Consider the following 24,878-nt stretch of genomic DNA (forward strand, 5'->3'; position numbering starts at 1 on the left):
GCTTGATGGGGGTGGGCTTGGCTGAAATGGGCGGCGTGATTAAGTTTGGGGCTTGCGTGGTTTGCGCAGGCTGCAGACCCGCCCAACGCCCTCCGGAACCGTCTCGGTTGTCTCAGCGAATCCCACTACTGGTCTTGGCGGGCGTCTCCATTGCGACTGCTGACATAGCCCTGGTCGCCCCCGCGCGAGCCTACGTGCCGCTGATGGCTGGCCAGCAGGCAAAACCGCTCAACGGCCGCTTCAACGACGTGCCGGTGCTGCACTCCAACCAACCAGAAATTGTTGAGGGTCCGGGAATACTGGTGAACACGGCACCAGGCTCAGCTATTGCTATTGAAACAAACCAACCTTTAAAGAATGCGACTTACACATTCAATGGAGAGTTTGGTGTTCATATGCATCACAAATACTATCCTGGGGATGCAAGTAAGTTAGGTGGACGACGCCAGCGTGGCCTTCTAACCATTGCCGCGATTGCGATTAACCCCGGGGACCAGCCAGTCACTCTTCGATTCAGCAAAGGATCAGTCAAAAACAGCTTCGAAGCGCCATACCACCCCAACAAGCTGATGGGCGTGAAGCCTCTAGGACCCAGGCCTTGGAATACAGGCCCTGGTGATGCAACAGCTGTGCAAATGTTGCGAGGAGAACTGGACAGACGATTGCCTCGGGAGCTTGTCATCCCACCACGATCCAGGCGTGTGATTGTTAGCACGGTTCTACCAGCACGAGGGATTGCCAATGGCCTTCTGCGCGGATCGAGTGATGGCCCCTTTCAAATGGCAGTTGTTGCAGCAGAGGAAACAGATAATGAGCAACAGTTAATAGCTGTCCTCGATCGCGGAATGCTCGCACCTGGGCGTATCTATCTCAACAGGATTGCTGAAATCAAAAGCGGGAAAGTCTTTTCAAGGGTCGCTGGCGTAGCGCTTGGGGATGAATACAAAGCTTTGATTCGTCATGATTTAGCCCAGGGGCCGTTGCATGTGCCACTCACAAGTACGCATAAGCATCACTTTGGAACCCGCGAGATCCAGGTGAATGCTCTCAGTACCCGGATGGTTGACTCCGCAGTGAACAATGTGGGGACCTATGGAGTGCGCTTTGATATTGATCTCAACCTCTCCGGCGAAGGTCCCTACGACCTCGTATTCAGCCACCCTGTGGCCTCAGGACGTCCGCCATTCACCGCCTTTCGAGGATCAATCGGCATCAAGAGCGCAGAGGGTTACCAGGAAGTGCATGTCGGTCTCAAGTCGGGTCAGAGCCTTCCCATTGCCAAGCTCAATCTGAAAGGCGGCGAACTGAATCCCGTTCGGGTCAGTCTCGTTTATCCAGCGGATGCAACCCCAGGACATCTGCTGAGTGTTGTTCCCATCCAGCAGCTCGCCATCCTGCGACGTCGTGAAGAATCCCTGGAGGCAGCCCGTCAGGCCGAAGCTGCACGCCGGCGATCCGTCAGTCCAACCCAGGCTCCCCCTGCCCTGAATGCTCCAACCGCTCAGGACGCCAAGACCGCCAAGACAAAAGAGCAGGACAAAGCCGGTCCCAAACCGAACAATCCGACGCCAGCCAGCAAACCAGCACGCCCTCGGCAGACATTTCCAAGTACCCCGCTGCCTCCCCCGCCGGTCCTTGTCGCTCCCCGTAGCGGCCTGAATCCGATGCCTCCGGCCATGATCCTCCCTCAAAGGGTGAATCAAAGTCTCGAGCAGCGCTATCGAGATGCAATCCGAGCCCAACAGGAATGGCTCAGGCGCCTACAGGGCCGATAGTCTTACGTCGTGCGTTGTCGGCTGAGTGACGGGACCTGAAGTTGACGGGAAGCGTCGCATCAGCGTTGAGCTGCCAGATCATCTTGTTCGTTGGGTCGATTCCCTCAAGGAAGAATGGGGCTTACGGGCCCGTGGTGACTGCCTAAGTCGCCTCCTTGAAGAGCTCTTACCAGGTGACCCAGACCAAACAGAAACGGAGGTGCACGACGAACCAGTTCGTGTCGCCACGAAGGAGCCAAACGACAGTGAACACTCGCCCCCCTATCGCGATGACTGTGCACTGGTCTTGATTAGTGAGAAGGGTGTCGGACTCCAGGCTCCTCCTGGTCAGGACCCTTCGTTTGCAGGCTTTTCACACTCCGGTTTCAGTCGAGACGAGAAACCTGGAATTGATCTACCTGGATTCGTTCGTCGAAGCACCAAGCAATTACGCAACAGCCTTCAGCAGAGGACCCAAGAGACTGAACGCTCTGAAGAAACGCTGCTGCTGCCAGCCATCGGCCCTGGGGATCTTCAGGCCTGTGCTGAGGAAGCACTGCAACACTGGCTCAATCTCTACGGTCAAACGCCGGGCCCGACGGTTCTCGAGGCTGCCATGCTCTGGTTAGCCCGTGACATCTGGCCGAGTGCCGAAGGAAGTGAAGGGCGCACCTTCACCTGGTCTCAAGCGGCACGACAGATTGATCAACGATGTGAAGGTTGGGTGAACGCAAGCCCCTCCTTCGGCCAGGTGATGGTGGTAGCAGGAGTCCTGGAGGACCCCTTTGCCACCACGGATCTGATTCATCGAATGCCGACATTGATTCGTCGGTTTGTGAATCGCTTCAAACGCAGCCATCGCACCACGTCTTTTGAGGCCTTGCAGTCCACCATGACCGTGCATGGAGCCCTGAAACTCTTGGGACTACCAACCCAGGCAGGTGCGTCCTTGACCTTGCGGGCGATCAGAGATGCCTACAAGCAGAGAGCCATGGAGACTCACCCAGACGCTGGTGGCAGCACCGATGCCATGCGCCGCCTTAATGAGGCCTACCAGATGCTGCGCGAACTCTATCGACAGAAGTAGTCCAATTAGTTCAGCTTGAGACTCGTCACAAGTCCTATCAAGTGTCGTACCTGAGATAGCCAAGTATTCACGGCAATCAAGCGAGACTCATGCCAGGTCCAAGAGCCAATCTCATCTAAGACAGTCGGTTCAACATGGTTAGCACCCTGGGGCCATCGAGGCATCTCAACGTCCCACCCCTAACGGCTTGATGATCAACATTTATTTTTTCCATCATTCTGCGCGCAAGAAGTCTGTACTCAGTTCTCCAGGCAAGCCCCTCGCGGCAAAAGTGCAACAAAGCAATGTTGACACCCAGGCCACGCCCAATAGTGCAGTCAAATTCTGTCCAAGTCCGTCTCGTGCGTGTCCAGAAGATTTGGCCAACGCAAATAGCTCAGTATTTGCAGTCGTTTCAGCCATGGCGTTACTGCTGTAGATGCAGATACGCAGAAGAACACCCACAACCCATCGCAGCATCAGCCCACAGCCCAGCAGAGAAAGTCTCTGACGTCACAGAAGGGAATAACAATGGGACTTATCAAAAGTCTCAGGAGAGACACGCAAGACCCATGGCTCACAAAAAAACCGGTGGCAAGGCACCGGCTCTTCAGATGAAATCAAGTTCAGGTCGTGGTCTGCATCCCCTGGATCAGAAAATCAAAGTAGGGGGAAGCCAAGGATTGTTGATCTTCGGAAAGGAGGCCGAGCGACGCCTCCCGCATGGCCTTCATGGCCTCAACCATGCCGGGCATCGGAACCCCAAGACTGTTGTACATCTCACGGGCACCGACGAGACCAATGTTTTGGATCATCTCCGTGCTGCCAGCAAGCACGCCATAGGTGACGAGTCGCAGGTACCAGCTGTAGTCACGAAGGCACTGGGCTCGTTGCTTTTGACCGTAGGCATTGCCACCGGGGGCAACGTATTCAGGCTTGCGGTTAAACAGCAGTCGAGCTGACTCATCGACGATTTTCTTCTCGTTGTCCGTCAGGATCCGAACCACAGCAAGACGAGTTGCTCCCTGGCCGAGGAAATCGACAATGGAACGCAATTCGCCACTGGTGGGATAACGGAGATCGTCATCGGCCTGCAGGATCAGATCCCGAACAACGCTCATGGCAGCTGGCATGCTGAGCATGAGTTTAGTGCTCTCCGGCCGAGCAGCTGCGCTGATCGGCCCGGGTGTAACGCCTTTGCAATGGCCGAGATGGACCCCCGACCGGAACCGGGCCTCACCATCACCCTCAAGGGTGAGGATCTGACGCTCCAGGGCGAGGGCATCGCTCGCTGGCAAGGCTGGGTGATTGTCGTACCCGACCTGTTGCCTGGGGAAGTGTCCCGGGTGCAACTGCAACAGCGTCGCCGATCCCAGTGGCGTGGACGTCGAATTGAGACGTTGCTTCCAGCAGAGGGATCCAGACAGGCTCCGTGCATTCATGCAGACCGCTGTGGGGGATGCACGCTCCAACATCTCGACGATGAGAAGCAGGCCCATTGGAAACGGGACCGTCTGATCCAGACCCTCCAGCGGATTGGTGGCATCAACTCGCCAGTCGAGGAACTGCTGGCTCTGGAGGCCCAACCACTCGGCTACCGCAACCGCGCCCTGATCCCGCTTCAACGGGATGCGGAAGGGCAGTTGCGCATGGGGTACTACAGGCGCGGCAGTCACCGTCTGGTGAATCTGAATCGTTGCCCAGTGCTTGATCCAGGACTGGATTGTTTGCTCGACCCAATCAAGAAGGATCTCGATCAAACCGGTTGGGTGGCCGATGCCGATCTTCATCAGGGAGATGGTCTTCGCCACCTGGGCTTGAGGATCGGAACGCAATCGCGGGAGGTGCTGTTGACCTTGATCAGCAGCACATGGGAGCTCCCGGGTGTGGAACGACTGGCTGCCCAATGGATGGAGCGATGGCCGGAGATCAAGGGCGTGACGCTCAATCGGCAACCGCTGCGAAGCAATCGCGTGCTGGGAGATGAAACCCGCACCCTGGCTGGTCAGCCAACGATTCGGGAACGCTTTTGTGATCTCAACCTCACCCTGGCTACCACCACGTTTTTCCAGGTGAACACCCTGCAGGCCGAACGGATCGTGATGGTGTTGCGCCAGTGGCTTCAACAGGTCGCGCCATCAGCCCGGGTCATCGATGCCTACTGCGGCATCGGCACGATCGCACTCCCGTTAGCAGCCGCGGGCATGGACGTGCTTGGCCTAGAGCTCCACAAGGCCTCGATCGAGCAGGCCATCCATAACGCCAAGGCCAACGGGTTAGTGAACGCCCGTTTCAAGGCTGGAGATGTCAAACAGCTGCTGGCCGAAGCCCTGCCAAGCCACGAGGTGCTCGTTGTGGATCCACCTCGCAAGGGTCTGGATCCAGCTGTTGTTGAAACGATTGTGGCCGATCCACCTGCCTGGATGGCCTATCTCAGCTGTGACCCTGCGACCCTTGCTCGTGATCTGGCGTTGCTGGCGGGACCTGAAGGCCCCTACAAGATGGAGCGGCTCCAGCCAGTGGATTTCTTTCCACAGACCACGCATCTCGAATGCCTTGCACTGTTGAAGCGGATCAGCTCCTGAGCTCTGCTCCGAATTGCTTCACCAGCGCTTGCCTCACCTTGTCGTGAACAGGTTGTAACTGTTCATCGGTGAGGGTTGCATCCTTACCGCGATAACGAATTCGGTAAGCCTGACTGCATTGATCTGCAGAGAGCTGACCACCCTCGAAGCGATCGATCAGCTCAACGCTTTCCAGCAATGGCTTTCCAGCCTTACGGATCGCCTGAATCAGATCGCCCGACCGTTGGTCACGCCTGACCACAACAGCCAGATCTCGTTCCATGGCTGGAACGGTTGGATAAGGCTTGAAGGCTGGAATCCAGCGATTGCTCCGCGTCGCAGCTTCGAGCAAGCGCGACAGATCGAGATCGAGAAGATAGGTGGCCTCCGGAAGGTCGTAGCGCTCGCAAAGCAAGGGGTGAAGTTGACCGAACGAACCCAACGGACGTCCTTCCAGGACTAATTGGGTACTGCGTCCGGGATGGAGACGCTCGTCGTCTCTGAAGGGGCGATCCTGCACATCAAGGTGGAAGCTCTCGAAGAGAGGGCTGAACAAACCACGGGCCTGGTAGTAGCTAAGGGGAATGGATTTGCCACTGCTAGACCACCGCTCGAGTCGCCTCTCCGCACAGATCACGGCACCAAGTCTCGACTCCTGGACGATGCCAGCATCTCCATCGGCCGAGAACACATGGCCGATCTCGAAGAGCCAGCAGCCAGGTTGTGACGCCTGGAGGTTGCGCTGACAGATGCGTAGATGCTCCTCCCAGAGGCTGGAACGGAGGTGACTGGTCTCCGCCAGAAGGGGGTTGCTGATAGGGATTCGCACATCCTGGTCTGAGGGACCCGTCAGCGACAGGGTGGTCACCTCCTGCAATCCGGAAGCAGACAGCAACTGACGCAACCGCCGCTCCGCGGTCTGGAGCGGACTGAGTCCTCCAGGGCGCAGAGGATCAGGCAGATGAGAACAGAACCGATCGAAGCCCACCAGGCGGGCCACCTCCTCGATGAGATCGACCTCTCGGAGCAGGTCACAACGACGGGACGGAGGGACCGTCACCGTCCAACCATCGTCGGATACAACAAGGTCACAACCGAGGGCGGTGAGACAGCGTTCGATGGCGTCATCCTCAAGGTCCTCGGGACCATCGGGTCCTTCAATCGGCCCGAGCAACTGATGCAGGGCATCGCGGCGCAAGGCAAGAGGCTCTGGCTCTTGGTGGGATGCAGCGCACATCCTTGTAGAACCGGAACTGCCCCCGAGTTCCTGCTGGATCAACGTACAAGCCCTTTGGGCTGCAAGCAGGGTGACCTCACGAGGAAGGCCCTTCTCAAAACGGCTGGATGATTCCGTTCGCAGCCCCACACTTCTGGCCGTATTGCGGACAGACGCTGCGGAGAACATCGCGGATTCCAGCCAAATCCTGGTCGTGGAGTCCGTGACCGAACTGGCCTCACTACCCAGCACACCAGCGAGGGCAACGGGAATGTCGTGACAGGTCACCACCTGAGCTCTGGAATCCAGGGTCAATTCCCGGCCATCCAGCCCTTGAAAAACTTCTTGATCGCGAGCTTGGCGAAGCCCGAAGTCGCTGGTCTCAACCGCTTGTCCGCTGAGCCGTTCAAGGGCATCGGCATCAAAGGCATGCAGGGGCTGCCCCTGCTCAAGCATCACGAGGTTGGTGAGGTCAACCACCGCATTCACACTGTTCATGCCTGCCCTCTGAAGGCGCTGTTGCAACCAAGCCGGTGACGGCGCTCCAGCCTTGATGCCCTCAATTGGGGTCAGGGCGTAGACACCACCGCGATGCATCGCGGCGGTGCTGGCCGGATCGACAGCGAGCCCCTCGGTCTGCGCAGGGGGTGGCAGTGGAGGGAGGCTGAGTTTGGATCCAGTGAGTGCTGCAACCTCCCGGGCGATTCCAGCCATCGAAAGTCCATCCGGGCGGTTGGCCGTAATCGCCAGCTCAAGCACCACATCATCGAGGCCCAAAAGGGGCGCCACAGGCGTGCCAGGCGAGGGGATCTCCGCGACCAGATCCTCGAGAATGGCAATGCCATCCACAGTGCTGGGCTGGCCTAGCTCCGTGAGCGAACAGATCATGCCCTGACTGGAGACACCGCGCAGCTCACCCGCCTTGATGGTCAGATTCACGGCTGGCAAGACGGCGCCGATTGTGGCCACCGGCACGTGAATCCCAGCACGCACATTGCTGGCACCACAAACGATCTGCAGGGGTTCCCCTGCACCGACATCGACCTTGCAGACACTCAGTTTGTCCGCATTGGGATGGCAGTCCTTCTCAAGGACATGGCCAACCACAACCCCTTGGGCCAAACGGGTGAGGTCCTCAATCTCCTCGACCTCAAACCCCGCCATGGACAGACGCTCTGCAAGAGCATCGGCGGGTTCATTCACCTGCACCAAATCCTGTAGCCAGGAAAGTGAAACCCGCATCGTCACGACCGGAACGGTGAGTGATCCTACGAAGCACAACCACCAGGAGTGCTCAGAGGAGGAGGACAGTCCGACCTGTAAGCTTGTTGTTTGTCACTTCGCTTCGCAACTGCGGCGCAACGTCCTTTATGGCCAAGAACAAGGGCGTCCGGATCGTGATCACTCTCGAGTGCACCGAATGCCGGTCCAATCCCGCCAAGCGCTCTCCCGGTGTGTCCCGCTACACCACCGAGAAGAATCGCCGGAACACCACCGAACGGCTGGAGATCAAGAAGTTCTGTCCCCACTGCAACAAGTCGACTCCCCACAAGGAGATCAAGTGACCCTGCAGGTCTTCACCGTTCACCACCGTTCCTGATTCATGTCCAGCTCCTTCTTCAAGAAGCGTCTTTCTCCGATCAAGCCCGGCGATCCCATCGATTACAAAGATGTGGATCTGCTCAAGAAGTTCATCACTGAGCGCGGCAAGATCCTTCCCCGTCGTCTCACTGGCCTCACCGCCAAGCAACAGCGAGACCTCACGAATGCCGTGAAGCGTGCCCGCATCGTGGCGCTCCTGCCTTTTGTGAATCCAGAGGGTTGATCCCTGGCTGTTCCTGCCTGCCAACAGGGGGATCTGGTCGGAATTTCTGACCAGAAATCAGCTCAGTTGGCGGTTGTTCAATCCATTCAGGGCAGCAAAGTACGTCTTGCTGTTGGATTTGGCGGTAAGGAGCAGCTTGTTCCAGCCCGTCAGATTCAGATCCTTCACCCCCTGCCTAGCGGAGCATCAGCACCGCCAAGGTTGGGGGTTTCTCCTTGGCAACTTGACGAGCAAAACCTGGCCTTCCACAGTCCCATGCGTCGCGCATGGGGCGAAACATGGGTCTTGCTTCACGAATCCGGCGAGACGCTTGAGCTGAATGAATTCACGGGGTTGGTGTGCACCGAAGACGGCCCCGCTCAGCGCGCAGCTTGCTGGCTTGCTCTGCAATCGGATCAAGACCTGTTCCGCCTCAAAAAGGAGGGAGTGGTCGCCCGCAGTCTCAGCGATGTGCGGATGAGACGGCGTGAGCGACAGCATCAAAAGCTGATCGAGCGGAGAGAGGAACGCTGGAGACAGCTGCTGAAACTCGCTCAACCCGTTGAATTGGCAACACTCGATCCCACGCATCAAAACTGGATCGCGGCGATCAAAGACCTTGCCTCCGGCAAACGCAGCCTGGACTCACTGGATCCAGACCTACAGGGATCGCTCCGACGCCTACGGCTTGGTGAAGATCGTGGTGACCTGCGCCACCTACTGGCGGCACTTGGCCAGTGGGACCGCCATCAGCTCATGAGTATGGACGGCACGAGCTGGTGTCAGGGATTCAGCCAAACGCTTCAAGAAGAAGCTCAACACCTGCTGATCAAGCACGCTCAGCAACTGCCTGGCGATGCTGAACGCCTTGATCTCACCCAGCAGCGCTGCGTCACGATCGACGATGACGACACGCGCGATATCGACGACGGCCTAGCGCTGGAGCGCAGATCCGATGGCAGGCTTCGGATCTGGATCCATGTAGCCGATCCCGGACGCTTGGTGGCAGCTGATTCCCCCCTGGATCTGGAGGCACGACGACGGGGCAGCAGCCTTTATTTGGCCAGGGGCATCCTGCCGATGTTCCCTGAAATCCTCTCCACCGGTCCGTTCAGCTTGCTGGCCGGGCAGCGCAATGCCGCTTGGAGCACCTGGGTGGAGCTGGACGATAGCGGTGAAATCGAGGCCTACGGCATCGAACGGAGCTGGGTGACCCCGCGCTATCGGCTCAGTTATGAGGATGCCGATGAGTTGATCGACTTTGCCCCGCCCGAAGAGGCCGATCTGGCGGAGTTGAACGACTTGCTCGAGCGACGCCGCCTATGGCGGGTCCGTCATGGAGCGCTGTTAATGGACCTGCCGGAGGGCAGGATCCGCTGTCGCAACGACGAGCAACCGAGCGTTGAAATCACCGAACCAAGTCCATCACGGCTGATGGTGGCTGAGGCCATGATCCTGGCCGGGGCGGTGGCGGCTCGTTTTGGCGTTGAGCACGACTTGGCCTTGCCCTTCCGCAGTCAGTTGCCGGCGGATCTTCCTTCACCTGCACAACTGGATGAGCTTCCCGACGGGGCGGTGCGCTTTGCGGCAATCAAGCGCTGCCTCAGTCGCGGTCTGATGGGCACCTCAGCAGCGCCCCACTTCAGCCTGGGTTTATCCGCCTATGCCCAAGCCACATCACCCATCCGCCGCTACGGAGATCTGGTGGTGCAACGTCAAATTGAGGCCCAACTGAGCGGCGAGGTACCCCTGAATCCAGATGCGCTGCAGGAGCTGCTCAACAGCTTCGATGGTGCAGTGCGTGAGGGGATCGCGATCTCCCGGGAAGATCAGCGTCACTGGCAACAGGTGTGGTTTGAAGCTCACAACAGCGAGCAGTGGCATGCCGATTTTCTGCGCTGGCTCCGCCCCCAGGATCGGCTCGGCCTGGTGCGAATTGAGGAGCTGGCCATGGACCTAGCTGCGGAATGCCCTGCGAACGCCGAGCCCGGTGAACGATTGCTGCTGCGGGTTCAGCAGGTGGATTCCCTGCGCGATCAACTGAAGCTAGTGGCTTCTAGTTGACTCGCCGAGAGATGCACAGCCAGGGCCCCCAGGGATTAGGGCGACCGATCAGCTTAAGCGCCATGGGGGTCTGCAGGCTTGCCAGCCAATGGTGCATCCCAGGCTCAAGCGTGATGAGCGGCCAGATCTGCCCATCATCGGTCGTCAACGTCATGCACCCCCTGCCATCGCGGCTGAAAAGTCCAGCCCAAACACACTCCTGGGGGCTCGATGGAGGAAGAGACAGAGGAAGCGCATCGAGGTGATCCTGGCCTCCCCGAGACCAATCACAGTCCTCAGCGAGGGCCTGTTCCTGCCGTTCGCGCCAATGGGGGTGATGCCACGGAGTCGTCCATAGGGGGACAACTGCCGAAGGAGCCACTGGATCATCAATCAACACCGTCTGGAGCTGACGGACAGACAACTCAACCGGTGGGAGCAACGAAGCGACAGACAGCGCCGCAGCAGCGCCTGCCGCCTGGCCCACATTGAGAACAAGGGGCTGCAGGCGAGTGGCACCATTGGCCATGTGGCTGGTGCTGATCGCCTTGTCAGCCGCCAGCAGATTGTCGATCTCGGCACTGACCAGCGCACCGTAAGGAATGCAGAACGGTGTTCCCGTCCAGCGGCCGCCCCAGCGACAACTTTTGGGGGCCAACGGCCAATCCGGACCGGGATAGTGATGGTCATTGGCGTAATTGCCAACAGCGATGGACTGCAGGGCACCGACTGCATCACGCGGCAAGGGAGCGCACGAGGGCCCTTCATCAAGCGGCAGCAGATCCTGCTCGATCACCGTGACCCGCCCCACCATCCGCCGTCCCTCACGCCAGTAGGGCATGGCCGCCAACCAGGGGGTCGGGCTGCCGGAGTTTGCAGGGAAGGCGTGGCCAAGCTGTAGCCAGCCGCCGCTCGCTTCCTTCAGGGCTTCGGCAAAACGCAGACTGTGGGCCTGCATTTCGGCATAGAGCTCCTCTTCCTGCAGTGGATCTCCGCCAAAGGCCCGATCCAGGCCCCCGTGCCAATCGTTGCCGTGGAGCGGCCAGTTGAGCATGACCAAGCCACCAGGCAGGCGCCCATAGGTGAGGGTGCGCTCCAGGCCGAAGGCTTCACAGGCGCTTTCAAACGGTGCTGGTAGCTGAGGGCAAGCGGCGGGGTCAATCCCGCGGCCTGGATCCGCCTGCAGGTGTGCGCTCTGCAACTGGCCCATCACCACCCAGGTGGGGGATTGCACCGGGTGCTCTTGGAAAAAAGGCTCCGTTGCTAGCCGTTGGCGGCCTGGGGCACTCGGCTCACCCCACTGCTCCTGCGCCTCCCAGCCAAAGCGGAAAGGCGCCTCCGCCAAGGGGAGCAGATCCCCCCGATCGCTGCCATCGATCACCACCTGACAGCCCACCCGGCGTTGCTCTCCGTCGACATCAACGCGCACTGCCGTGATCAAGGAGTGCTGGCGTTGGACCTCCAGCAAGCGGCAACGGGGCCACCAGAGCAGCTTGGACTCGGCCGCCACCCAGTCCTGGAGGATCTGCTCGGCGGTGGTGGGCCGGTAGCCGAAACAGCTCACCCAGTTGTGATCGAGCCCCTCTGGCTCGCGCCGCTCCAGCTCTCGCAGGAAGGCACCCCAGAGGCCCGTCTGCCAGGGGGTGAGCTCATTGCCATCGGGGCAGCACACCCCAGCAGCACTCACCATTCCCCCGAGCCAACTGCCTGGTGTCAGCAGAAGCGTGGAGGCACCGCCACGAGCGGACTGGATGGCAGCGGCCGCACCACCGGTGCCGCCCCCCCACACGAGCACGTCGACCGTATCGAGGGAGGCGCTCATGCCTGGGCGGAATCCTTGCGGCAGATTCGCAACTGCTGTTCTTGCGAAAGATGGCCGAGGCAGCGGAAGCGAAGTCCCACGAGTTGGTCGTAAAGAGGATTCAGTTTGCACATCGGCGGGATGTGCACCAGCTTGTGGCCGAATAGGACGATGTCGCCTTCAAACGGGCACTGAGAGGGGATCAGATTGACGATGAATCCCGCCACCCGCGGATCGGAAGGATCGAGTTCATCAAGCCAGTGCTTGAGCGGTTCCAAAGGATGCCAGTCGTCATCACTGAGAGGGTCGATGCAGGGTTGCAGGCCCGCCAGCGGTGCCTGATCACAGCCCAGCAACTCGGCCCAGTGCTGCAGCAGATCAAGTTCTGCGCGGCTGAGATGGCCATCGGCAAGGGCTACCACCACGGCGGTGCGCAGGAACTGTTCCGCCACGGTGGGATCTGCCGCGAGAAGCCTCGCCAAATCAGCATCGTGCACCGGCCCCATCGCCTCCCAGTCGAGTTCCGATTCCGGGAGGGTTTGCGAGAGGTGCTCGGCGAGCATGCGCCGTTCTTCGGCGTCGAAATCACCATCAGCCAGGGCCAGTTGGTGCAGGGCCGCGAGCCAGACCTGGAGGGAGGGATCAAGCTGCTGAGGAGAGGCCATGGGGAGAACCTTCGCAAAGGATGCGGCGAGGAGCGGTCGTTAGGATCCAACGCCAAGCCTGAGGCCAGGAGTGACCGCCGAAGCGATGACCTACAGCCTCACAACTCCGCTTTATTACGTCAACGACAAGCCCCATCTCGGCAGCACTTACACGACGATTGCCTGTGATGCTCTAGCCCGTTATCAGCGCCTGGAAGGTCAAGAGGTGATCTTCATCACCGGCGTTGACGAGCATGGCCAAAAGATTCAGCGAACGGCGAGCGAACAGGGAATCGCGCCCCAGGACCACTGTGATCGAATCACGGCCCGCTACCAGGAGGCCTGGCGGCAGTGGGGGATCAGTAACGATCGCTTTGTGCGCACGACGGCAGAACGTCATCGCCCCCTGGTACAAGCATTTTTCGCTCGTTGTGAGGCTTCCGGGGATATCCGTAGCGGCCGCCAGACCGGTTGGTATTGCGTGGGTTGCGAAGAATTCAAGGACGAACCTGCCAACGCCAAGGCCCCCTGCTGTCCAACCCATCAGAAGCCACTGGAATGGCGCGATGAAGAAAATCTCTTTTTCTGCCTCTCCAATTTCCAGGAGAGGATCGAAAAGCTGATTCAGCAGCCGGAGTTCATCGCACCAGCCAGCCGCCGCAAAGAAATTCAGAATTTCGTGGCGGGAGGCCTTCGCGACTTTTCAATCTCAAGAGTCAATGTCTCCTGGGGACTACCGGTCCCCGGGCATGAGGGGCACACGTTCTACGTGTGGTTTGACGCTCTGCTTGGTTACCTCACCGCCCTGCTCGACGATGGTGGTGCCATTGACCTGGAACGTCTGGAGAGCGTGGGTTGGCCTGCAGACGTTCAAGTGATCGGCAAGGACATTCTTCGCTTTCACGCCGTGTATTGGCCGGCCATGCTGATGTCGGCGGGCCTGCCGGTTCCCAAACGCGTGTTCGGCCACGGTTTTCTGACGCGTGAAGGCCAGAAGATGGGCAAGTCACTGGGAAACGTGCTGGATCCCGATGTGCTGCTGGAACGCTGCGGTCATGATGCCGTGCGTTGGTACCTACTTCGCGACATTCAATTCGGTGAAGACGGAGATTTCCAGCAACAGCGTTTCAGTGACTTGGTGAATAACGATCTCGCCAACACGATCGGTAATCTGCTGAATCGCACCGCATCAATGGCGCGCAAGTGGTTCAGCGATGCCGTACCACCGATCGAACCGGAGGCCCTCGCGGACCATCCCCTGAAAGCCCAAGCGGAGACGGTGATGCAGACCGTGCATCAATCCATGCCTGAGCTTCGCTTTCAGGAAGCGTGCGAAGCCATTCTCGGATTGGCCATCAGCGCGAATGGCTTCCTGAATGAACAGGCTCCCTGGAGTCGAATGAAACAACCAGGGCAGGAAACCATCGTGGGGGCCGATCTGTATGCCGTTCTCGAGTGCACTCGGCTCGTCGGCCTGCTCCTCTCCCCCCTCGTTCCAGACCTCAGCACCAGGATCCTTGCCCAACTGGGCTTCGATGCCCCTCCAACACGCTGGAAGAGCGAGCTGATCTGGGGCAAGCTGCGCTGCGGATCCGCTCTCCCTGAACCGCAACCGGTCATGGCCCGACTCGAACTGGACGGTCCACTCTGATGAACCCAACACCGGGTCTTCGGCTGGCTGGAGGGATCGTTCTGATCTCTGTGCTGCTGTGCGGCTGTGAATCCACCGATGACAGCGCAGCTCCTGCCGCGCCTCCGTTTGTATTCCGTTCGCTGGAACTGCGGCAGAAAAAAGCAGATGGTTCAAGGGACTGGGACCTGAACAGTCCGGAAGCTCGCTACGAATTCAGTCGACGACTTGTGCGAGCCCGAAATCCCTCAGGCTTGCTTTACAACAAGAACAAACCGACCTTCACGATCAAAGCTCAGAACGCAGTTGTCTTCAACGATGGCCAAGAGGTCCTGCTGGAAGGGGATGTGCAACTTCAACAACTCACGGGCCAAAAGGTGTTGATCCGTGGAGATCGCCTCCGCTGGACCCCCGGGCGCTCCCTGCTGGTGATCGACCAGCGCCCCCAGGCCGATGACCAAAGCAATCGACTCCGTGCCAGCAGTGCTCAGCTACAACAAGACAGCCAAGATCTCACCCTCATGGGTGTCGTGCAGCTCGAACAGTGGGGGCAGGCGAGGAAGCCCGGCGTCAATCCCAACAGCGTGCTCCGCACCCAAAAAGCGATCTGGAATCTCGGTGATGGTGCACTGCAAGCCCAGGGTCCTGTTCTTGGCCAGCGACGCGAGAAGCAAGACACTCTTCAACAACTACAAGCCAGCCGATTGTCGGGCAATACCAAGGAGGGATTGGTCGATCTGATCGAACCAGTGCGGGTGCAGTTTCCTCAACGCAAAGGCCTTTTGAACGCCCTCACAACCCGATGGAACTTCAAGAAAGAGACCCTGAGCAGCGAACACCCCTTCGATGGTCGCCTCGAGCGATCCAATATCGAAGGCCGTGGTTTCCTTGTCGACCTGAAAAAAAGCACGGTGAAGGTCAGTCAGGACTGCAGACTTCAGCAACCCGGCGAGCAACTCAAAGCCGACCGCTGTGAATGGAACTGGAGCAACGATGCTGTTCTGGCCAAAGGAAACGTTGTGCTCCGCAGAAAGAGCAACAACCAAGTCACCCGCAGCCAGGTGCTCAGAGGCAAAGTGGGTCGGAAAGGCACCGTTATCTTCTCTGCACCGGGAGACAAAGTCCGTTCAGAACTCAGCCTGGATGAGGGTCGCTCTCGGTCAACAAAGAAGACTCGTCAACCTGCACCAGTGTCGTTCTGAGCCGCTCACACCATCCACTGAACCAACGCTCATCGGAACGGCTGAAGCAGCGCTCCGACCAGCCTCCAAGCACCACCCAGCCTCTGGCTTCCAGAGGCTGAACCATCACAGCCGGTAGATCGGGAAGCACAGAATCGAATTCCGTGCGCCCTGGGTACAAGGCAGTTTTCACCAGAGAAATCAACTGGCCCTGCTCCGTGGAACGATCACAGATCGTGCCTGGCTTAAACGGAGTGCTGCAGATCAATCCACGTCTCATCAGCACCTTCCCATCCCAGTAGACAAGAATCGTGGCTGCTGATGTGGCAGTGAGGAAGAGTTGGCTCCCCCAGGCCAACTCCAGGCGAACGGGATCCGGCAGCCCATCCACAAGCCGGAAGGACTGATCCCCTTGAAGGGCGACTGCCTCAGGAGCTTTAGGCACTGCTCTGGTCCAGAGGACCGCCACAAGCATGAGACCTACACCTGCCAATCCAGCCAACACTTCAGCCCGCTCAAGGCTCGGCTGAATGGACGGAGCAGTCGTTGCATTAACAGCAGCCATCAGAAGCACCAACAGACCGGCAGAAAGGCTGATTCGGGCGGCTGGTGGCATGGGTGGTGTCGTGGCTGCTGTCAGATCGCTGCACTCTTGCTCAAATGGGGCAGATCACACCAGCGGTAATGACCGAGGCCGAAGCGTTTGCTGCCGTCGCTCTAGGAGCTGTGGCTTGTGACGGTGTGCTGGGAAGAGACGAGGCCCACGCCCTGCGACGCCATCTTGAACATCGAACGCCTTACAAAAACAACAGCGAATCCGAGATGGCTGCCCTCTTTGACGGGCTTTTGGCTGTGTTGCGCGAACAAGGCCTCGAGCAGCTTGTCGATCAGGCGTTGCCCCAATTGAATCTGGTGCAACAGGAAACCGCCCTGGCCCTAGCCACGCAATTGGTCCATGCCGACCGCTCTGTCGATCCTGCAGAAACCGCCTTTCTCGAGACCCTGACCCGCAAAGTGGTCTTACCCGATTCGCGCGCCAATGGCATTGTTGAGGCGATCATGGCCCTGAATCGCGACAGCCTGCTCTCCTAACGGCAGACTGCCCCCATCTGGCACCAACGCATGCTGAGGATCTCGAAGCTCCTAGCCGTTCTTTCGGCTACCTGCCTGTCCTTGTGGCTGCTCGTCCCGACGGCCCTGGCTGTTGCACCCGTTGATTTCCCATCGGTCCGCCCCTCAGATCCGGTCCTTGACGGAGCAGAGGTGTTGAGCCGATCGAGCCGAACAGAGCTGAATGCCAGGCTCCAAGAGCTCGATCAACAGCGTCTCGATGCCCGTCTGATCACTGTGCGTCGCCTTGACTACGGTCTCACCCTGAACTCCTTCGGTGAGCAGCTACTCGAACGCTGGAGTGGCACAGCAGGCGACGCCCCTCTTCTGCTGATGTTGATCGAAGCCCAGAACAAACAGGCCGCTGTGGTGGCGGACTCTGCACTCTCCAGCAGGCTTCCTGCGGAGCTGCTGCGTAGCACCGGACGCACCACCATGAGTCAGCCGCTGCGGGATGGTGACCGCTATCGGCAAGCCAGTCTGGATGGCATCGAACGGCTTGACGTGGTCCTCAACGGTGGGGAAGACCCAGGCCCACCGGTTGAAGTGGAACGGACAACTCTGCCGACCAACATTCCGACGAAGGAAGAAACCGAAGAAAGCAATGCCTTCACTTGGGTGATTGTCTTGCTGGTGGTGGGAACCATCGTGCCGATGGCCACCTGGTGGGTTTTCTCTCGCTGAACAACGCAAACCATGGCGATGCGCAACTGGATCAGCACATTCGGTCAGGCCAATGCCCGCGACCTCAATAGTGATCTGGACAGGGGCTACGAGGCAGCCCTGCTGATCCAGAGCCTTGAACTGGAGTACTACGGTGATCGCCCCATACGAACTGAGCTTGAGCTCTCCGTACCACGCTCGGTGCAGGCAACCATCCTGCGAAAGTTCAAGGCAGCTCTGAATGTCTGTCGCACAACGCTCGACAGCCTCGAATCACAGAGAGGCCAGCTGGACATGCAAGAACTGCGCCAGCTTCAGCTGATTGAAAGTGTTGTGAACCGGTATACCCCCAGGCGCACGGCTTCAGCTCCAACGATGAGTCGGGCTCCCGATCCGCTGCCGAGGTCATTACTCGGCGTGGTGGACACCGTAAGGCGTCAACTGGATCCCACCGCTGAAGCCACGCTGGTGGCCGGATTCCGCCGAAGGAGGGATTCGACGCTGATCTCCCTCAAGGTGCTGTTGTTACTGATCCTGGTGCCTTTGCTGATTCAACAGGTCAGTCGGACCTACATCATTAGCCCGATGGTGGACCGTTATGCCCCAGACTTGCCTTTTCTCAGCTATCCAAAACCCCAACTTGAGGAGCAAGCCGTTGAGAAACTGAGAGTTTACAAAGCAGAGATTGAGTTTGATGCACTGTTACGAGGCAAAGCAGTTCCAAGCCAGGAAGACTTGCAACAGGCGCTTGCAGTCAAAGCCGAGGAACTAAAGGACGAAGCCGATTCCGAGAGCACCCATGCCGTTAAGAATGTTCTATCTGATCTAGCTGCTCTGATCGCATTCGTCGTCGTTTGCGTCGTGAGCAGAGAAGAGCTCAGAGTTCTGCGAGGTTTCTTTGATGAAGCCGTCTATGGCCTCAGCGACTCAGCCAAAGCGTTTGCAATCATCCTGTTCACAGATATTTTCGTCGGATTTCACAGCCCCGAAGGATGGACAGTGTTACTCGATGGAATTGCCAATCATTTCGGATTCCCAGCACGAGATAATTTCATCCTCCTCTTTATCGCCACCTTCCCTGTGATTCTTGCGACCATCTTTAAATATTGGATTTTCCGCTACCTCAACCGCGTCAGTCCCTCCTCTGTGGCGACCCTGCGGGGAATGAATGGTGGTGGCTGAACCGAATCAGCTTGTGCTGGTCAGCGGGCCATCTCGGGGCGGGAAAAGTCGCTGGGCGGAACACCTGATCAGCCAGGAACCATCGGTGACCTATCTCGCCACATCCGAAAGCAGACCCGACGATCACGCCTGGCAACAACGGATCAACATTCACCGGCAACGCAGACCAGAGCACTGGAGGCTGGTCGAGTGCGGCGCTGATCTTGCGTCAACCCTCAATCAGACCGACCCAGAACAGTCGCTCCTCATCGACTCCCTGGGTGGATTTGTCGCCTCAAACCTTGAGTCAACCGATCGCGAATGGACCGCCCTTTGTCAGTCGCTGTGCAACAGCCTGCAGCAGCGCAGTCGCCCCGTGGTGATCGTCATTGAGGAGACCGGTTGGGGAGTGGTTCCTGCCACTGCGGCAGGAGGCTTGTTCCGGGATCGTCTTGGCTGGCTTGCCCAGGAGCTGGAGCGTCAATCCAGGCAAAGCTGGCTCGTGGTGCAAGGGCGTGCCTTGGATCTCCACCGCTTTGGGGTGAAGGTTCCATGAACGGCGCCGAACCTAAGCACCCATTGCAAGTGGCCCTATTTGAACCCCAGATTCCACCGAATACCGGCAATATCGCCCGCACCTGTGCGGCCTTGCAGCTCCCGCTCGCCTTGATCGAACCGCTCGGCTTCAGCCTGGAGGATCGATACCTCAAGCGTGCAGGGCTTGATTACTGGCCCCACGTGCAACTCAGCACCCACCCGAATCTCGCTGCATTCCTGAGCTCGCTACCCAAGGATGGACACCGCTTGATTGGTTGTAGTCGCCACGGCGGCAGGACCTTGCCTGAGATGCATTTCCAAAGGGGAGACATCCTGCTGTTCGGTCGCGAGGATTCCGGGCTGCCCGGGGCTGTCCGAGATCAATGTCATGAAATCTGCACGATTCCAATGCCGGGTGGCGAACAGGTGAGAAGCCTCAACCTTTCAGTCGCTGCAGCACTTGTGGGCTTTCACGCTGGACTTCAGCTGGGGCTGTGGTGATTCACAGGCTGATCCACGCACCCTTGCCGAGGACTGTTCCAGCCGTTACCTTCAGCCGGACTCCGGGTCGTGGCGGCTTCTCCGGGGGTGTCCTTGCTTGCGTTCTGTATGAAGCCCCTGCTGGTTCTCACCACAGCTTCAGCGCTTCCGGTGATCGGCCTTGTGGCTCTGGGTCATCAGCCTGGCTTCGCTGATGGTGATCGTGCCAGTTCGGACCAACAGCTCCTGCTTGCAGCTCTGCCGGCAGTTCAAAGCCACTTTTGGATCCAGACCAAATCCGAGATCCGCCTCGAGGCCCTTGCCGCTGAACTCGGGCTGCCTGCCCAAACCCTTGCAGAGCTGAATGAAAAAGGGATCGACAGCTCATTCGGTCTTAGGCAGTGGCTGATGCTCCCGACCCGTGTAGAAGCTCAGCTCAACAACAGCACCGCCCTTGATCGCTTTTCCGTACGACGTACGGCTCCACTCACCGCCCCGCCTGCCCCGGTGGCTGAGATCAAAGTCCGTGATGGTGAATCGTTTGCCTCGATCGCTCGAAAACATGGGCTGACGACCACCGAACTACGCAAACTCAATCCTGGTCTCGACCTGGCGCGTCTTGTCGTTGGATCACAGATTCGCGTGGCAGAAGCAGCACCTCGCCAGCTGTTAGCGATCCGTCCCAGTGTTTCCGGTGGTGCGAGCTGGCCGGAACTTCCTGGATTTCCGGATGGCACCCGCAAGCCCATGGGCAAGCAGTCCTTTATATGGCCCACCAAAGGAGTCTTCACATCCGGTTATGGATGGCGCTGGGGCCGCATGCACAAAGGAATCGATATCGCTAACAATGTGGGCACTCCGATTCAGGCTGCCAAGGACGGTGTCGTGGTGTTTTCAGGATGGAGCAGTGGCTACGGCTACCTCGTTGAGCTCTCCCATGGAGATGGCACATCCACGCGCTACGCCCACAACAGCCGTTTAATCGTGCGCAAGGGGCAAGTCATTCCTCAGGGCGCCACCATCTCGCTGATGGGAAGCACTGGGAGGAGCACCGGCCCTCACCTGCATTTTGAGATTCGCCAACCCGGGGGAGCGGCCTCAGATCCCATGGCGTTCCTACCGTCTCGTCGCGCCTGAGCGCATCCAGTGATCGTTTAAAGTATCGGCTGACACGGCTCGGTAGCTCAGCTGGTTAGAGCGTGGGATTCATAACCCCAAGGTCGGGAGTTCAAGTCTCCCCCGAGCCATTCGTGTGACAATCCCGGCTCCGTTTGCAGTCTCAACGCATGTCGATGGCGTTGAGACGTTCTCGAAATGAACTTGGGGCTTCGGCCTGGCGGGAGGGCAAGAGGGGCTCTGAATCCGAAGACTCCAGGGCATTGGGACGACGTTGAGCACGAACAGGCTGCCCCCTCAACGGACGGGCCTGAAGCGTGAGCTCCCTGGTCTCGGGGTCGCGATTGAGCGGCTGAGCCTTCAGCTCACTACGCACCTGGTTGAGCAGTCGAAAGTGCCCGGTGCTGCTGAATTTGCGCAGAAGTGCCTGATCCCAGGCCATGGAGCGTTGAATCATTGCTTGACTGTAGACCTGCCAAACCGACGACGTACACCAGATCACGACAAGTGGCAGGCCAGTCGTGATAAATTGACGAAAGCAACTGGAAGTCGTTTCGACTTTGCCTTAGCCGTCACGCTTCCGCTGCTCAACCATCGCCCCTTCATCATGACCGCTAACGGTTGCCTGCGCGTGGGCCAACAGGCCCCTGATTTCACAGCCACCGCTGTAGTGGACCAGGAGTTCAAAGAGATCAGCCTCTCCCAGTACCGCGGCAAGTATGTGGTGCTGTTCTTCTATCCCCTGGACTTCACCTTCGTCTGCCCGACTGAAATCACAGCCTTCAGCGATCGCTACGCCGATTTCTCCAGCAAGAACACTGAAGTGCTGGGCGTCTCCGTTGACAGCCAGTTCAGCCACCTCGCTTGGATTCAAACCCCACGCAACCAGGGCGGCCTTGGCGACATCGCCTATCCCCTCGTTGCCGATCTCAAGAAGGAGATTTCCACGGCCTACACCGTTCTCGACGAAGAAGCCGGTGTAGCTCTGCGCGGCCTGTTCATCATCGATCCCGAAGGTGTGATCATGCACGCCACCATCAACAACCTGCCCGTGGGTCGCAATGTTGATGAAACCCTGCGTGTTCTTCAGGCCTTCCAGTACGTGCAGTCCCACCCCGACGAGGTCTGCCCCGCCAACTGGACTCCTGGCGAAAAGACCATGAAGCCCGATCCCGTGGGTTCTAAGGAGTTCTTCGCAGCCGTGAACTGAGCACTTCGACTGAAAGAAAGCTTCGTTCAACGATTCAAGCCGCCTTCAAGGGCGGCTTTTTTCTTGGCCAGAAAGATCATCAACAAATGTCCCATCAAACTCTCCCTTGAGCAAGGCCTGAACGCCCGCCAGCAAATTTGGAGCCATCGCAACACGACTGCCATCACTCACTACAACACGCGTAAGCGTGGGCAAACCACCCCTCCTAGCTCGTAAATACACAGGTTCGACATACAGCAGGGCATTGCCCAAAGGAACAACCAGTAGATTTCCCTGGACAACCTCAGATCCGGCTCGATCCCAAAGACCAAACTGTTGACTGATTGTGGGGTTCTGATTAATCAAAGCTTGAATCTGCTCTGGACCAAAGATCGGAATATCGGTGGGGAAGCGCAGAAGAACCAGTTCTCCATAGTGATCATCGTCATTCCGGGCGGCCAACCAGGCCGACAGGTTGGGCCGGGCTAAGGGAGTCAGGGGTTGCAGGAGAAGAAACTCCGACGACTGATTGGTCCGCAATTGGGCAGTAATGTGATAAGGAGCAACAGGGATCTGATCTTTCCCGTAGAGCTCAAGTGGAACCTGCCAAACGTCATCACCGCTGTAAAAAATGCGAGGGTCAGTAACGTGATATCGGAGAAGCTGCTGCACCTGCAATGCAAACATGCTGGGTGAAACCATGAGGTGTTGACGGAGCACCTTTGGCATCTCAGCGAGAGGGCTGAAAAGTTGTGGAAACAAGCGCTGCCAACCAAGAATGATCGGATCATCCGGCTCGCTCACATACAAATGAACCGTGCCGTTGTAGGCATCAACAACTGCTTTGACGGAATTTCTTGCGTAGCGAAGTGATCGGCCATCCGGGAGACCTGAGGCATAGGCGTAGGTATTAGAAGTCGTAAAGCCATCAACAATCCAGTATTGATGCTGTTGCACGTCATACCCCGCAGCAGTTTCTGGAATAGGAACAGAAACGAGATAGGGATCACCATAAAAATGCAGGAATGGAGCCAAAGTGCGAACTCGTTCCTTGACGTCGCGACGGAGCAGAAGCTTGGAATCACGGTCAAGAGAACCGGTGTTGAGAAGCCTTGGCTCCTGGAGGTAAACAGCGGCAGCTAAACGTTGAATTCCATTGGAGAGGGGGACACCGGCTAAACCTGAGTAATGGTTGTAAAGATTGCGATCGCCTTCTGGAAAGTCAAATTCTTCAACCTTTGTTGGCGCAACGGCATAGGGAGAGGGCAGCATGCCGAAGTAGAGAGCAGCGCGGCCAATCGGCACATGCTTTTCCACCTCTTCAGCAGTGATATTCAGAGCAGCATTACCGCGAATACGGGCCGTAGCACCGAGATCACTGATGAAATATTCGGGAAGACCATCTGGGGCCTTGGTATTCACTGGACTGAGGGTGAAGCCAAAGCCGTGCGTGAATACAAAGTGACGATTTAACCAGGTGCGCGAACGATCAGGAAGCGACGCCTGGTCAAGCTCCCGTGCCGCGATGATCACCTGTTGTCGCTTCTCCTTGTCGGTGTGCAACTGGTAGCGATCAACCGCAGCATTGGAGAAGCGGTAGTAAACGCGTAGTTGTTGCAACTGGCGATTGGTGGCCAGCAAGGGCTGACTGTCCCAGAGGCGAATATTGCGGAGCGTACTGGCACCTTCGACCAGATCATCAGGCTGGAGACGGGGTGAAGGGTTGATGTCACGGCTGACGATTGCATCGAGCTGAAAAGCACGACGGGTCGCCGCAATCGATCGCTTCAAGTAAGGGGATTCCAGGCGCAGTTCCCGTGGTTTGACCACCAGCCACTGGATGGCAGGTGCAAGAAACAGCTCAGCAAGCAAGGCCGATGCAGCAATCGCTGCCATGAACAGGCGAAGCCGACGACGTCGACGAACGACCGCGGGATAAGGAATCACCAACAGGCCCAACAGGGCGAAGGCGAGAGCTGCCAGCTGACGCAGGGGCAGCACAACATGAACATCAAGCCAGCCAGCACCAGCAACAACTCCGTCCTGTGACCAGAGCAGCTGGTGCCTTGAGAGCCAAAGCAGAGAGGCAACCAAGAGGCAGAGAATGGCAAGAAGTGGACGCAATCGCTGCCTTTCAAGACCTGTCAAGCCAGGGAAGGACCAATCCGTGAGGCCTGGGGCACGGGTCAGACGCGCCCAGACCGCGGTGCCGAGGGTGAGCAGGAGCTGAAAGAGCAGCAGTTCAATCGCCAGTGCCAAGGCGGAAAATCGCCCCAGACCGAAGCTCACGTCAGAACCAAGCAGAGGTTCGCGAATGCCAACGTCTGGGATCGTCCACGCCAGAGCCCACAGTCCCCAGGCTCTTCCAACGATCCAACAGCCCATCGCAGCACCCACAACTTGAGCCAGGAGCCCCCAACTGCCCAGCAGCACACCGAGCACCAAGGTCAGAGCGGCCACCCCGATGGGCAGGCTGAGAGACCAGCCGGACGACGGAGACACACTCCACCACTGGCTCAGTGAAAAAGGATCGATCCAGGCCAGCCAGGCCAGCCTGAACAACACGCTGAGCACAGCCGCGACCAGGAGGAGGCTTGCGACGAGTACGAGCCCAAAAGCGCGACCACGTAGGGGCCACAACACGGGTGGGCCCGGCACGTTTGCTGACTTAAGCCACCAGCGCCGCCAGAGGACGGTGGCCCCTGCAACCACGGCCGCCAGACTGAACCCCGCAGCCTGCAGACCCCAACGCAGGGCGAGGACCTGCTCGAACTGAAACTGGGAAAACCACGCCCACTCCACCTGGAGGCGCAAGAGAAACCAGGTCAGGCAACTGACCAAAAGAAGAGGCACTAGAAGGCGAAATGCCTGGCCCCGCTTGAACACTTTCACCCCTCGGGCAGTCGGCACCGGGCCCGG

The 24,878-nt window shown here is 58.5% G+C and carries 22 protein-coding genes and 1 tRNA gene; 16 read left to right on the forward strand and 7 right to left on the reverse strand.

Annotation, left to right across the window (positions count from 1 at the left end; genetic code table 11):
• Positions 1 to 203: 203 nt before the first annotated feature.
• Positions 204 to 1,775, forward strand: a complete 1,572-nt coding sequence (locus tag CWE16_RS05720) for a DUF3370 domain-containing protein (protein WP_236629627.1) — start codon at positions 204 to 206, stop codon at positions 1,773 to 1,775.
• 25 nt (positions 1,776 to 1,800) lie between these two features.
• Entirely contained in the window at positions 1,801 to 2,841 is a 1,041-nt protein-coding gene (locus CWE16_RS05725; protein ID WP_131593695.1) for a molecular chaperone DnaJ, read from the forward strand.
• 605 nt (positions 2,842 to 3,446) lie between these two features.
• Here CWE16_RS05725 and CWE16_RS05730 read toward each other — a convergent pair.
• The gene (locus CWE16_RS05730; RefSeq protein WP_131593697.1) at positions 3,447 to 3,941 is read right to left on the reverse strand and encodes an allophycocyanin subunit alpha-B; all 495 of its coding nucleotides are present in this window, start codon (positions 3,939 to 3,941) and stop codon (positions 3,447 to 3,449) included.
• Positions 3,942 to 4,022: 81 nt separating this feature from the next.
• Here CWE16_RS05730 and rlmD point away from each other — a divergent pair, with 81 nt between their 5' ends.
• Positions 4,023 to 5,405, forward strand: a complete 1,383-nt coding sequence (gene rlmD, locus CWE16_RS05735; RefSeq protein ID WP_131593699.1) for a 23S rRNA (uracil(1939)-C(5))-methyltransferase RlmD — start codon at positions 4,023 to 4,025, stop codon at positions 5,403 to 5,405.
• Here rlmD and pheT read toward each other — a convergent pair.
• Positions 5,395 to 7,842 carry a phenylalanine--tRNA ligase subunit beta gene (pheT, locus tag CWE16_RS05740; RefSeq protein WP_131593701.1) on the reverse strand — a complete coding sequence of 816 codons (2,448 nt, stop codon included), beginning with the start codon at positions 7,840 to 7,842 and terminating at the stop codon, positions 5,395 to 5,397. The two genes, rlmD and pheT, sit on opposite strands and share 11 nt — an antisense overlap.
• 128 nt (positions 7,843 to 7,970) lie before the next feature.
• On the opposite strand from pheT, the gene rpmG reads away from it, so the two are divergent.
• The 3 genes from rpmG (at position 7,971) to CWE16_RS05755 (ending at position 10,468) form a co-directional block, all read left to right on the forward strand.
• Positions 7,971 to 8,165 (forward strand): 50S ribosomal protein L33, encoded by a 195-nt coding sequence (gene rpmG, locus CWE16_RS05745; RefSeq protein ID WP_007102505.1) that lies wholly within the window; start codon positions 7,971 to 7,973, stop codon positions 8,163 to 8,165.
• 38 nt (positions 8,166 to 8,203) lie between these two features.
• On the forward strand, positions 8,204 to 8,425 hold the full coding sequence (gene rpsR, locus CWE16_RS05750; protein WP_006041316.1) for a 30S ribosomal protein S18: 222 nt from the start codon (positions 8,204 to 8,206) through the stop codon (positions 8,423 to 8,425).
• Between the two features lie 255 nt (positions 8,426 to 8,680).
• Positions 8,681 to 10,468 carry a ribonuclease catalytic domain-containing protein gene (locus CWE16_RS05755; protein WP_236629600.1) on the forward strand — a complete coding sequence of 596 codons (1,788 nt, stop codon included), beginning with the start codon at positions 8,681 to 8,683 and terminating at the stop codon, positions 10,466 to 10,468.
• On the opposite strand, the gene CWE16_RS05760 is transcribed toward CWE16_RS05755, so the two are convergent.
• The gene (locus CWE16_RS05760) at positions 10,461 to 12,269 is read right to left on the reverse strand and encodes an FAD-dependent oxidoreductase (RefSeq protein ID WP_131593703.1); all 1,809 of its coding nucleotides are present in this window, start codon (positions 12,267 to 12,269) and stop codon (positions 10,461 to 10,463) included. The genes CWE16_RS05755 and CWE16_RS05760 overlap by 8 nt on opposite strands.
• Positions 12,266 to 12,913 carry a Mo-dependent nitrogenase C-terminal domain-containing protein gene (locus tag CWE16_RS05765; protein WP_131593705.1) on the reverse strand — a complete coding sequence of 216 codons (648 nt, stop codon included), beginning with the start codon at positions 12,911 to 12,913 and terminating at the stop codon, positions 12,266 to 12,268. The genes CWE16_RS05760 and CWE16_RS05765 overlap by 4 nt, the downstream gene beginning before the upstream one ends.
• Positions 12,914 to 12,998: 85 nt before the next feature.
• On the opposite strand from CWE16_RS05765, the gene metG reads away from it, so the two are divergent.
• Together metG and lptC are read left to right on the forward strand one after the other, a co-directional pair.
• Complete coding sequence (gene metG, locus CWE16_RS05770; RefSeq protein WP_131594111.1) at positions 12,999 to 14,543, forward strand: methionine--tRNA ligase; 1,545 nt, start codon at positions 12,999 to 13,001, stop codon at positions 14,541 to 14,543.
• Complete coding sequence (lptC, locus tag CWE16_RS05775; protein ID WP_131593707.1) at positions 14,543 to 15,724, forward strand: LPS export ABC transporter periplasmic protein LptC; 1,182 nt, start codon at positions 14,543 to 14,545, stop codon at positions 15,722 to 15,724. The genes metG and lptC overlap by 1 nt, the downstream gene beginning before the upstream one ends.
• On the opposite strand, the gene CWE16_RS05780 is transcribed toward lptC, so the two are convergent.
• The gene (locus CWE16_RS05780; RefSeq protein WP_131593708.1) at positions 15,657 to 16,319 is read right to left on the reverse strand and encodes a cofactor assembly of complex C subunit B; all 663 of its coding nucleotides are present in this window, start codon (positions 16,317 to 16,319) and stop codon (positions 15,657 to 15,659) included. The genes lptC and CWE16_RS05780 overlap by 68 nt on opposite strands.
• Positions 16,320 to 16,363: 44 nt before the next feature.
• On the opposite strand from CWE16_RS05780, the gene CWE16_RS05785 reads away from it, so the two are divergent.
• The 7 genes from CWE16_RS05785 to CWE16_RS05815 all read left to right on the forward strand — a co-directional run bounded on the left by CWE16_RS05785 (position 16,364) and on the right by CWE16_RS05815 (position 20,901).
• Positions 16,364 to 16,795, forward strand: a complete 432-nt coding sequence (locus CWE16_RS05785; RefSeq protein ID WP_236629601.1) for a tellurite resistance TerB family protein — start codon at positions 16,364 to 16,366, stop codon at positions 16,793 to 16,795.
• 30 nt (positions 16,796 to 16,825) lie between these two features.
• Positions 16,826 to 17,497: a photosystem II repair protein Psb32 gene (psb32, locus tag CWE16_RS05790; protein ID WP_131593710.1), complete on the forward strand. Its 672-nt coding sequence runs from the start codon at positions 16,826 to 16,828 to the stop codon at positions 17,495 to 17,497.
• Positions 17,498 to 17,509: 12 nt separating this feature from the next.
• On the forward strand, positions 17,510 to 18,658 hold the full coding sequence (gene pxcA, locus CWE16_RS05795; protein ID WP_131593712.1) for a proton extrusion protein PcxA: 1,149 nt from the start codon (positions 17,510 to 17,512) through the stop codon (positions 18,656 to 18,658).
• Entirely contained in the window at positions 18,645 to 19,193 is a 549-nt protein-coding gene (gene cobU, locus CWE16_RS05800) for a bifunctional adenosylcobinamide kinase/adenosylcobinamide-phosphate guanylyltransferase (RefSeq protein WP_131593714.1), read from the forward strand. The genes pxcA and cobU overlap by 14 nt, the downstream gene beginning before the upstream one ends.
• The gene (locus tag CWE16_RS05805; RefSeq protein ID WP_131593716.1) at positions 19,190 to 19,675 is read left to right on the forward strand and encodes a tRNA (cytidine(34)-2'-O)-methyltransferase; all 486 of its coding nucleotides are present in this window, start codon (positions 19,190 to 19,192) and stop codon (positions 19,673 to 19,675) included. The genes cobU and CWE16_RS05805 overlap by 4 nt, the downstream gene beginning before the upstream one ends.
• 69 nt (positions 19,676 to 19,744) lie before the next feature.
• The gene (locus CWE16_RS05810; RefSeq protein WP_330848537.1) at positions 19,745 to 20,791 is read left to right on the forward strand and encodes a peptidoglycan DD-metalloendopeptidase family protein; all 1,047 of its coding nucleotides are present in this window, start codon (positions 19,745 to 19,747) and stop codon (positions 20,789 to 20,791) included.
• Between the two features lie 36 nt (positions 20,792 to 20,827).
• A tRNA-Met gene (locus CWE16_RS05815) sits at positions 20,828 to 20,901 on the forward strand.
• Positions 20,902 to 20,933: 32 nt separating this feature from the next.
• On the opposite strand, the gene CWE16_RS05820 is transcribed toward CWE16_RS05815, so the two are convergent.
• Positions 20,934 to 21,227, reverse strand: a complete 294-nt coding sequence (locus CWE16_RS05820; protein ID WP_131593720.1) for a hypothetical protein — start codon at positions 21,225 to 21,227, stop codon at positions 20,934 to 20,936.
• Positions 21,228 to 21,377: 150 nt separating this feature from the next.
• Between CWE16_RS05820 and CWE16_RS05825 the strand changes: the two genes are divergently transcribed.
• Complete coding sequence (locus tag CWE16_RS05825; RefSeq protein WP_131594115.1) at positions 21,378 to 21,980, forward strand: peroxiredoxin; 603 nt, start codon at positions 21,378 to 21,380, stop codon at positions 21,978 to 21,980.
• Between the two features lie 45 nt (positions 21,981 to 22,025).
• Here CWE16_RS05825 and CWE16_RS05830 read toward each other — a convergent pair whose 3' ends face one another.
• Positions 22,026 to 24,869, reverse strand: coding sequence for a UPF0182 family protein (locus CWE16_RS05830; RefSeq protein ID WP_443081607.1), 2,844 nt, complete (start codon positions 24,867 to 24,869; stop codon positions 22,026 to 22,028).
• Between the last annotated feature and the right edge of the window lie 9 nt (positions 24,870 to 24,878).

The sequence above is a fragment of the Synechococcus sp. BS55D genome, from assembly GCF_004332415.1.
Lineage (GTDB): Bacteria > Cyanobacteriota > Cyanobacteriia > PCC-6307 > Cyanobiaceae > Synechococcus_C.

Bases quoted from the DNA above. Each gene is read 5' to 3' on its own strand.
- CWE16_RS05720 (WP_236629627.1), top strand. From the start codon at position 204: ATGGCTGGCCAGCAGGCAAAACCGCTCAACGGCCGCTTCAACGACGTG.
- CWE16_RS05730 (WP_131593697.1), bottom strand. From the start codon at position 3,941: ATGAGCGTTGTTCGGGATCTGATCCTGCAGGCCGATGACGATCTCCGT.
- rlmD (WP_131593699.1), top strand. From the start codon at position 4,023: ATGGCCGAGATGGACCCCCGACCGGAACCGGGCCTCACCATCACCCTC.
- pheT (WP_131593701.1), bottom strand. From the start codon at position 7,842: ATGCGGGTTTCACTTTCCTGGCTACAGGATTTGGTGCAGGTGAATGAA.
- rpmG (WP_007102505.1), top strand. From the start codon at position 7,971: ATGGCCAAGAACAAGGGCGTCCGGATCGTGATCACTCTCGAGTGCACC.
- rpsR (WP_006041316.1), top strand. From the start codon at position 8,204: ATGTCCAGCTCCTTCTTCAAGAAGCGTCTTTCTCCGATCAAGCCCGGC.
- CWE16_RS05755 (WP_236629600.1), top strand. From the start codon at position 8,681: ATGCGTCGCGCATGGGGCGAAACATGGGTCTTGCTTCACGAATCCGGC.
- CWE16_RS05760 (WP_131593703.1), bottom strand. From the start codon at position 12,269: ATGAGCGCCTCCCTCGATACGGTCGACGTGCTCGTGTGGGGGGGCGGC.
- CWE16_RS05765 (WP_131593705.1), bottom strand. From the start codon at position 12,913: ATGGCCTCTCCTCAGCAGCTTGATCCCTCCCTCCAGGTCTGGCTCGCG.
- metG (WP_131594111.1), top strand. From the start codon at position 12,999: ATGACCTACAGCCTCACAACTCCGCTTTATTACGTCAACGACAAGCCC.
- lptC (WP_131593707.1), top strand. From the start codon at position 14,543: ATGAACCCAACACCGGGTCTTCGGCTGGCTGGAGGGATCGTTCTGATC.
- CWE16_RS05780 (WP_131593708.1), bottom strand. From the start codon at position 16,319: ATGCCACCAGCCGCCCGAATCAGCCTTTCTGCCGGTCTGTTGGTGCTT.
- CWE16_RS05785 (WP_236629601.1), top strand. From the start codon at position 16,364: ATGGGGCAGATCACACCAGCGGTAATGACCGAGGCCGAAGCGTTTGCT.
- psb32 (WP_131593710.1), top strand. From the start codon at position 16,826: ATGCTGAGGATCTCGAAGCTCCTAGCCGTTCTTTCGGCTACCTGCCTG.
- pxcA (WP_131593712.1), top strand. From the start codon at position 17,510: ATGGCGATGCGCAACTGGATCAGCACATTCGGTCAGGCCAATGCCCGC.
- cobU (WP_131593714.1), top strand. From the start codon at position 18,645: ATGGTGGTGGCTGAACCGAATCAGCTTGTGCTGGTCAGCGGGCCATCT.
- CWE16_RS05805 (WP_131593716.1), top strand. From the start codon at position 19,190: ATGAACGGCGCCGAACCTAAGCACCCATTGCAAGTGGCCCTATTTGAA.
- CWE16_RS05820 (WP_131593720.1), bottom strand. From the start codon at position 21,227: ATGATTCAACGCTCCATGGCCTGGGATCAGGCACTTCTGCGCAAATTC.
- CWE16_RS05825 (WP_131594115.1), top strand. From the start codon at position 21,378: ATGACCGCTAACGGTTGCCTGCGCGTGGGCCAACAGGCCCCTGATTTC.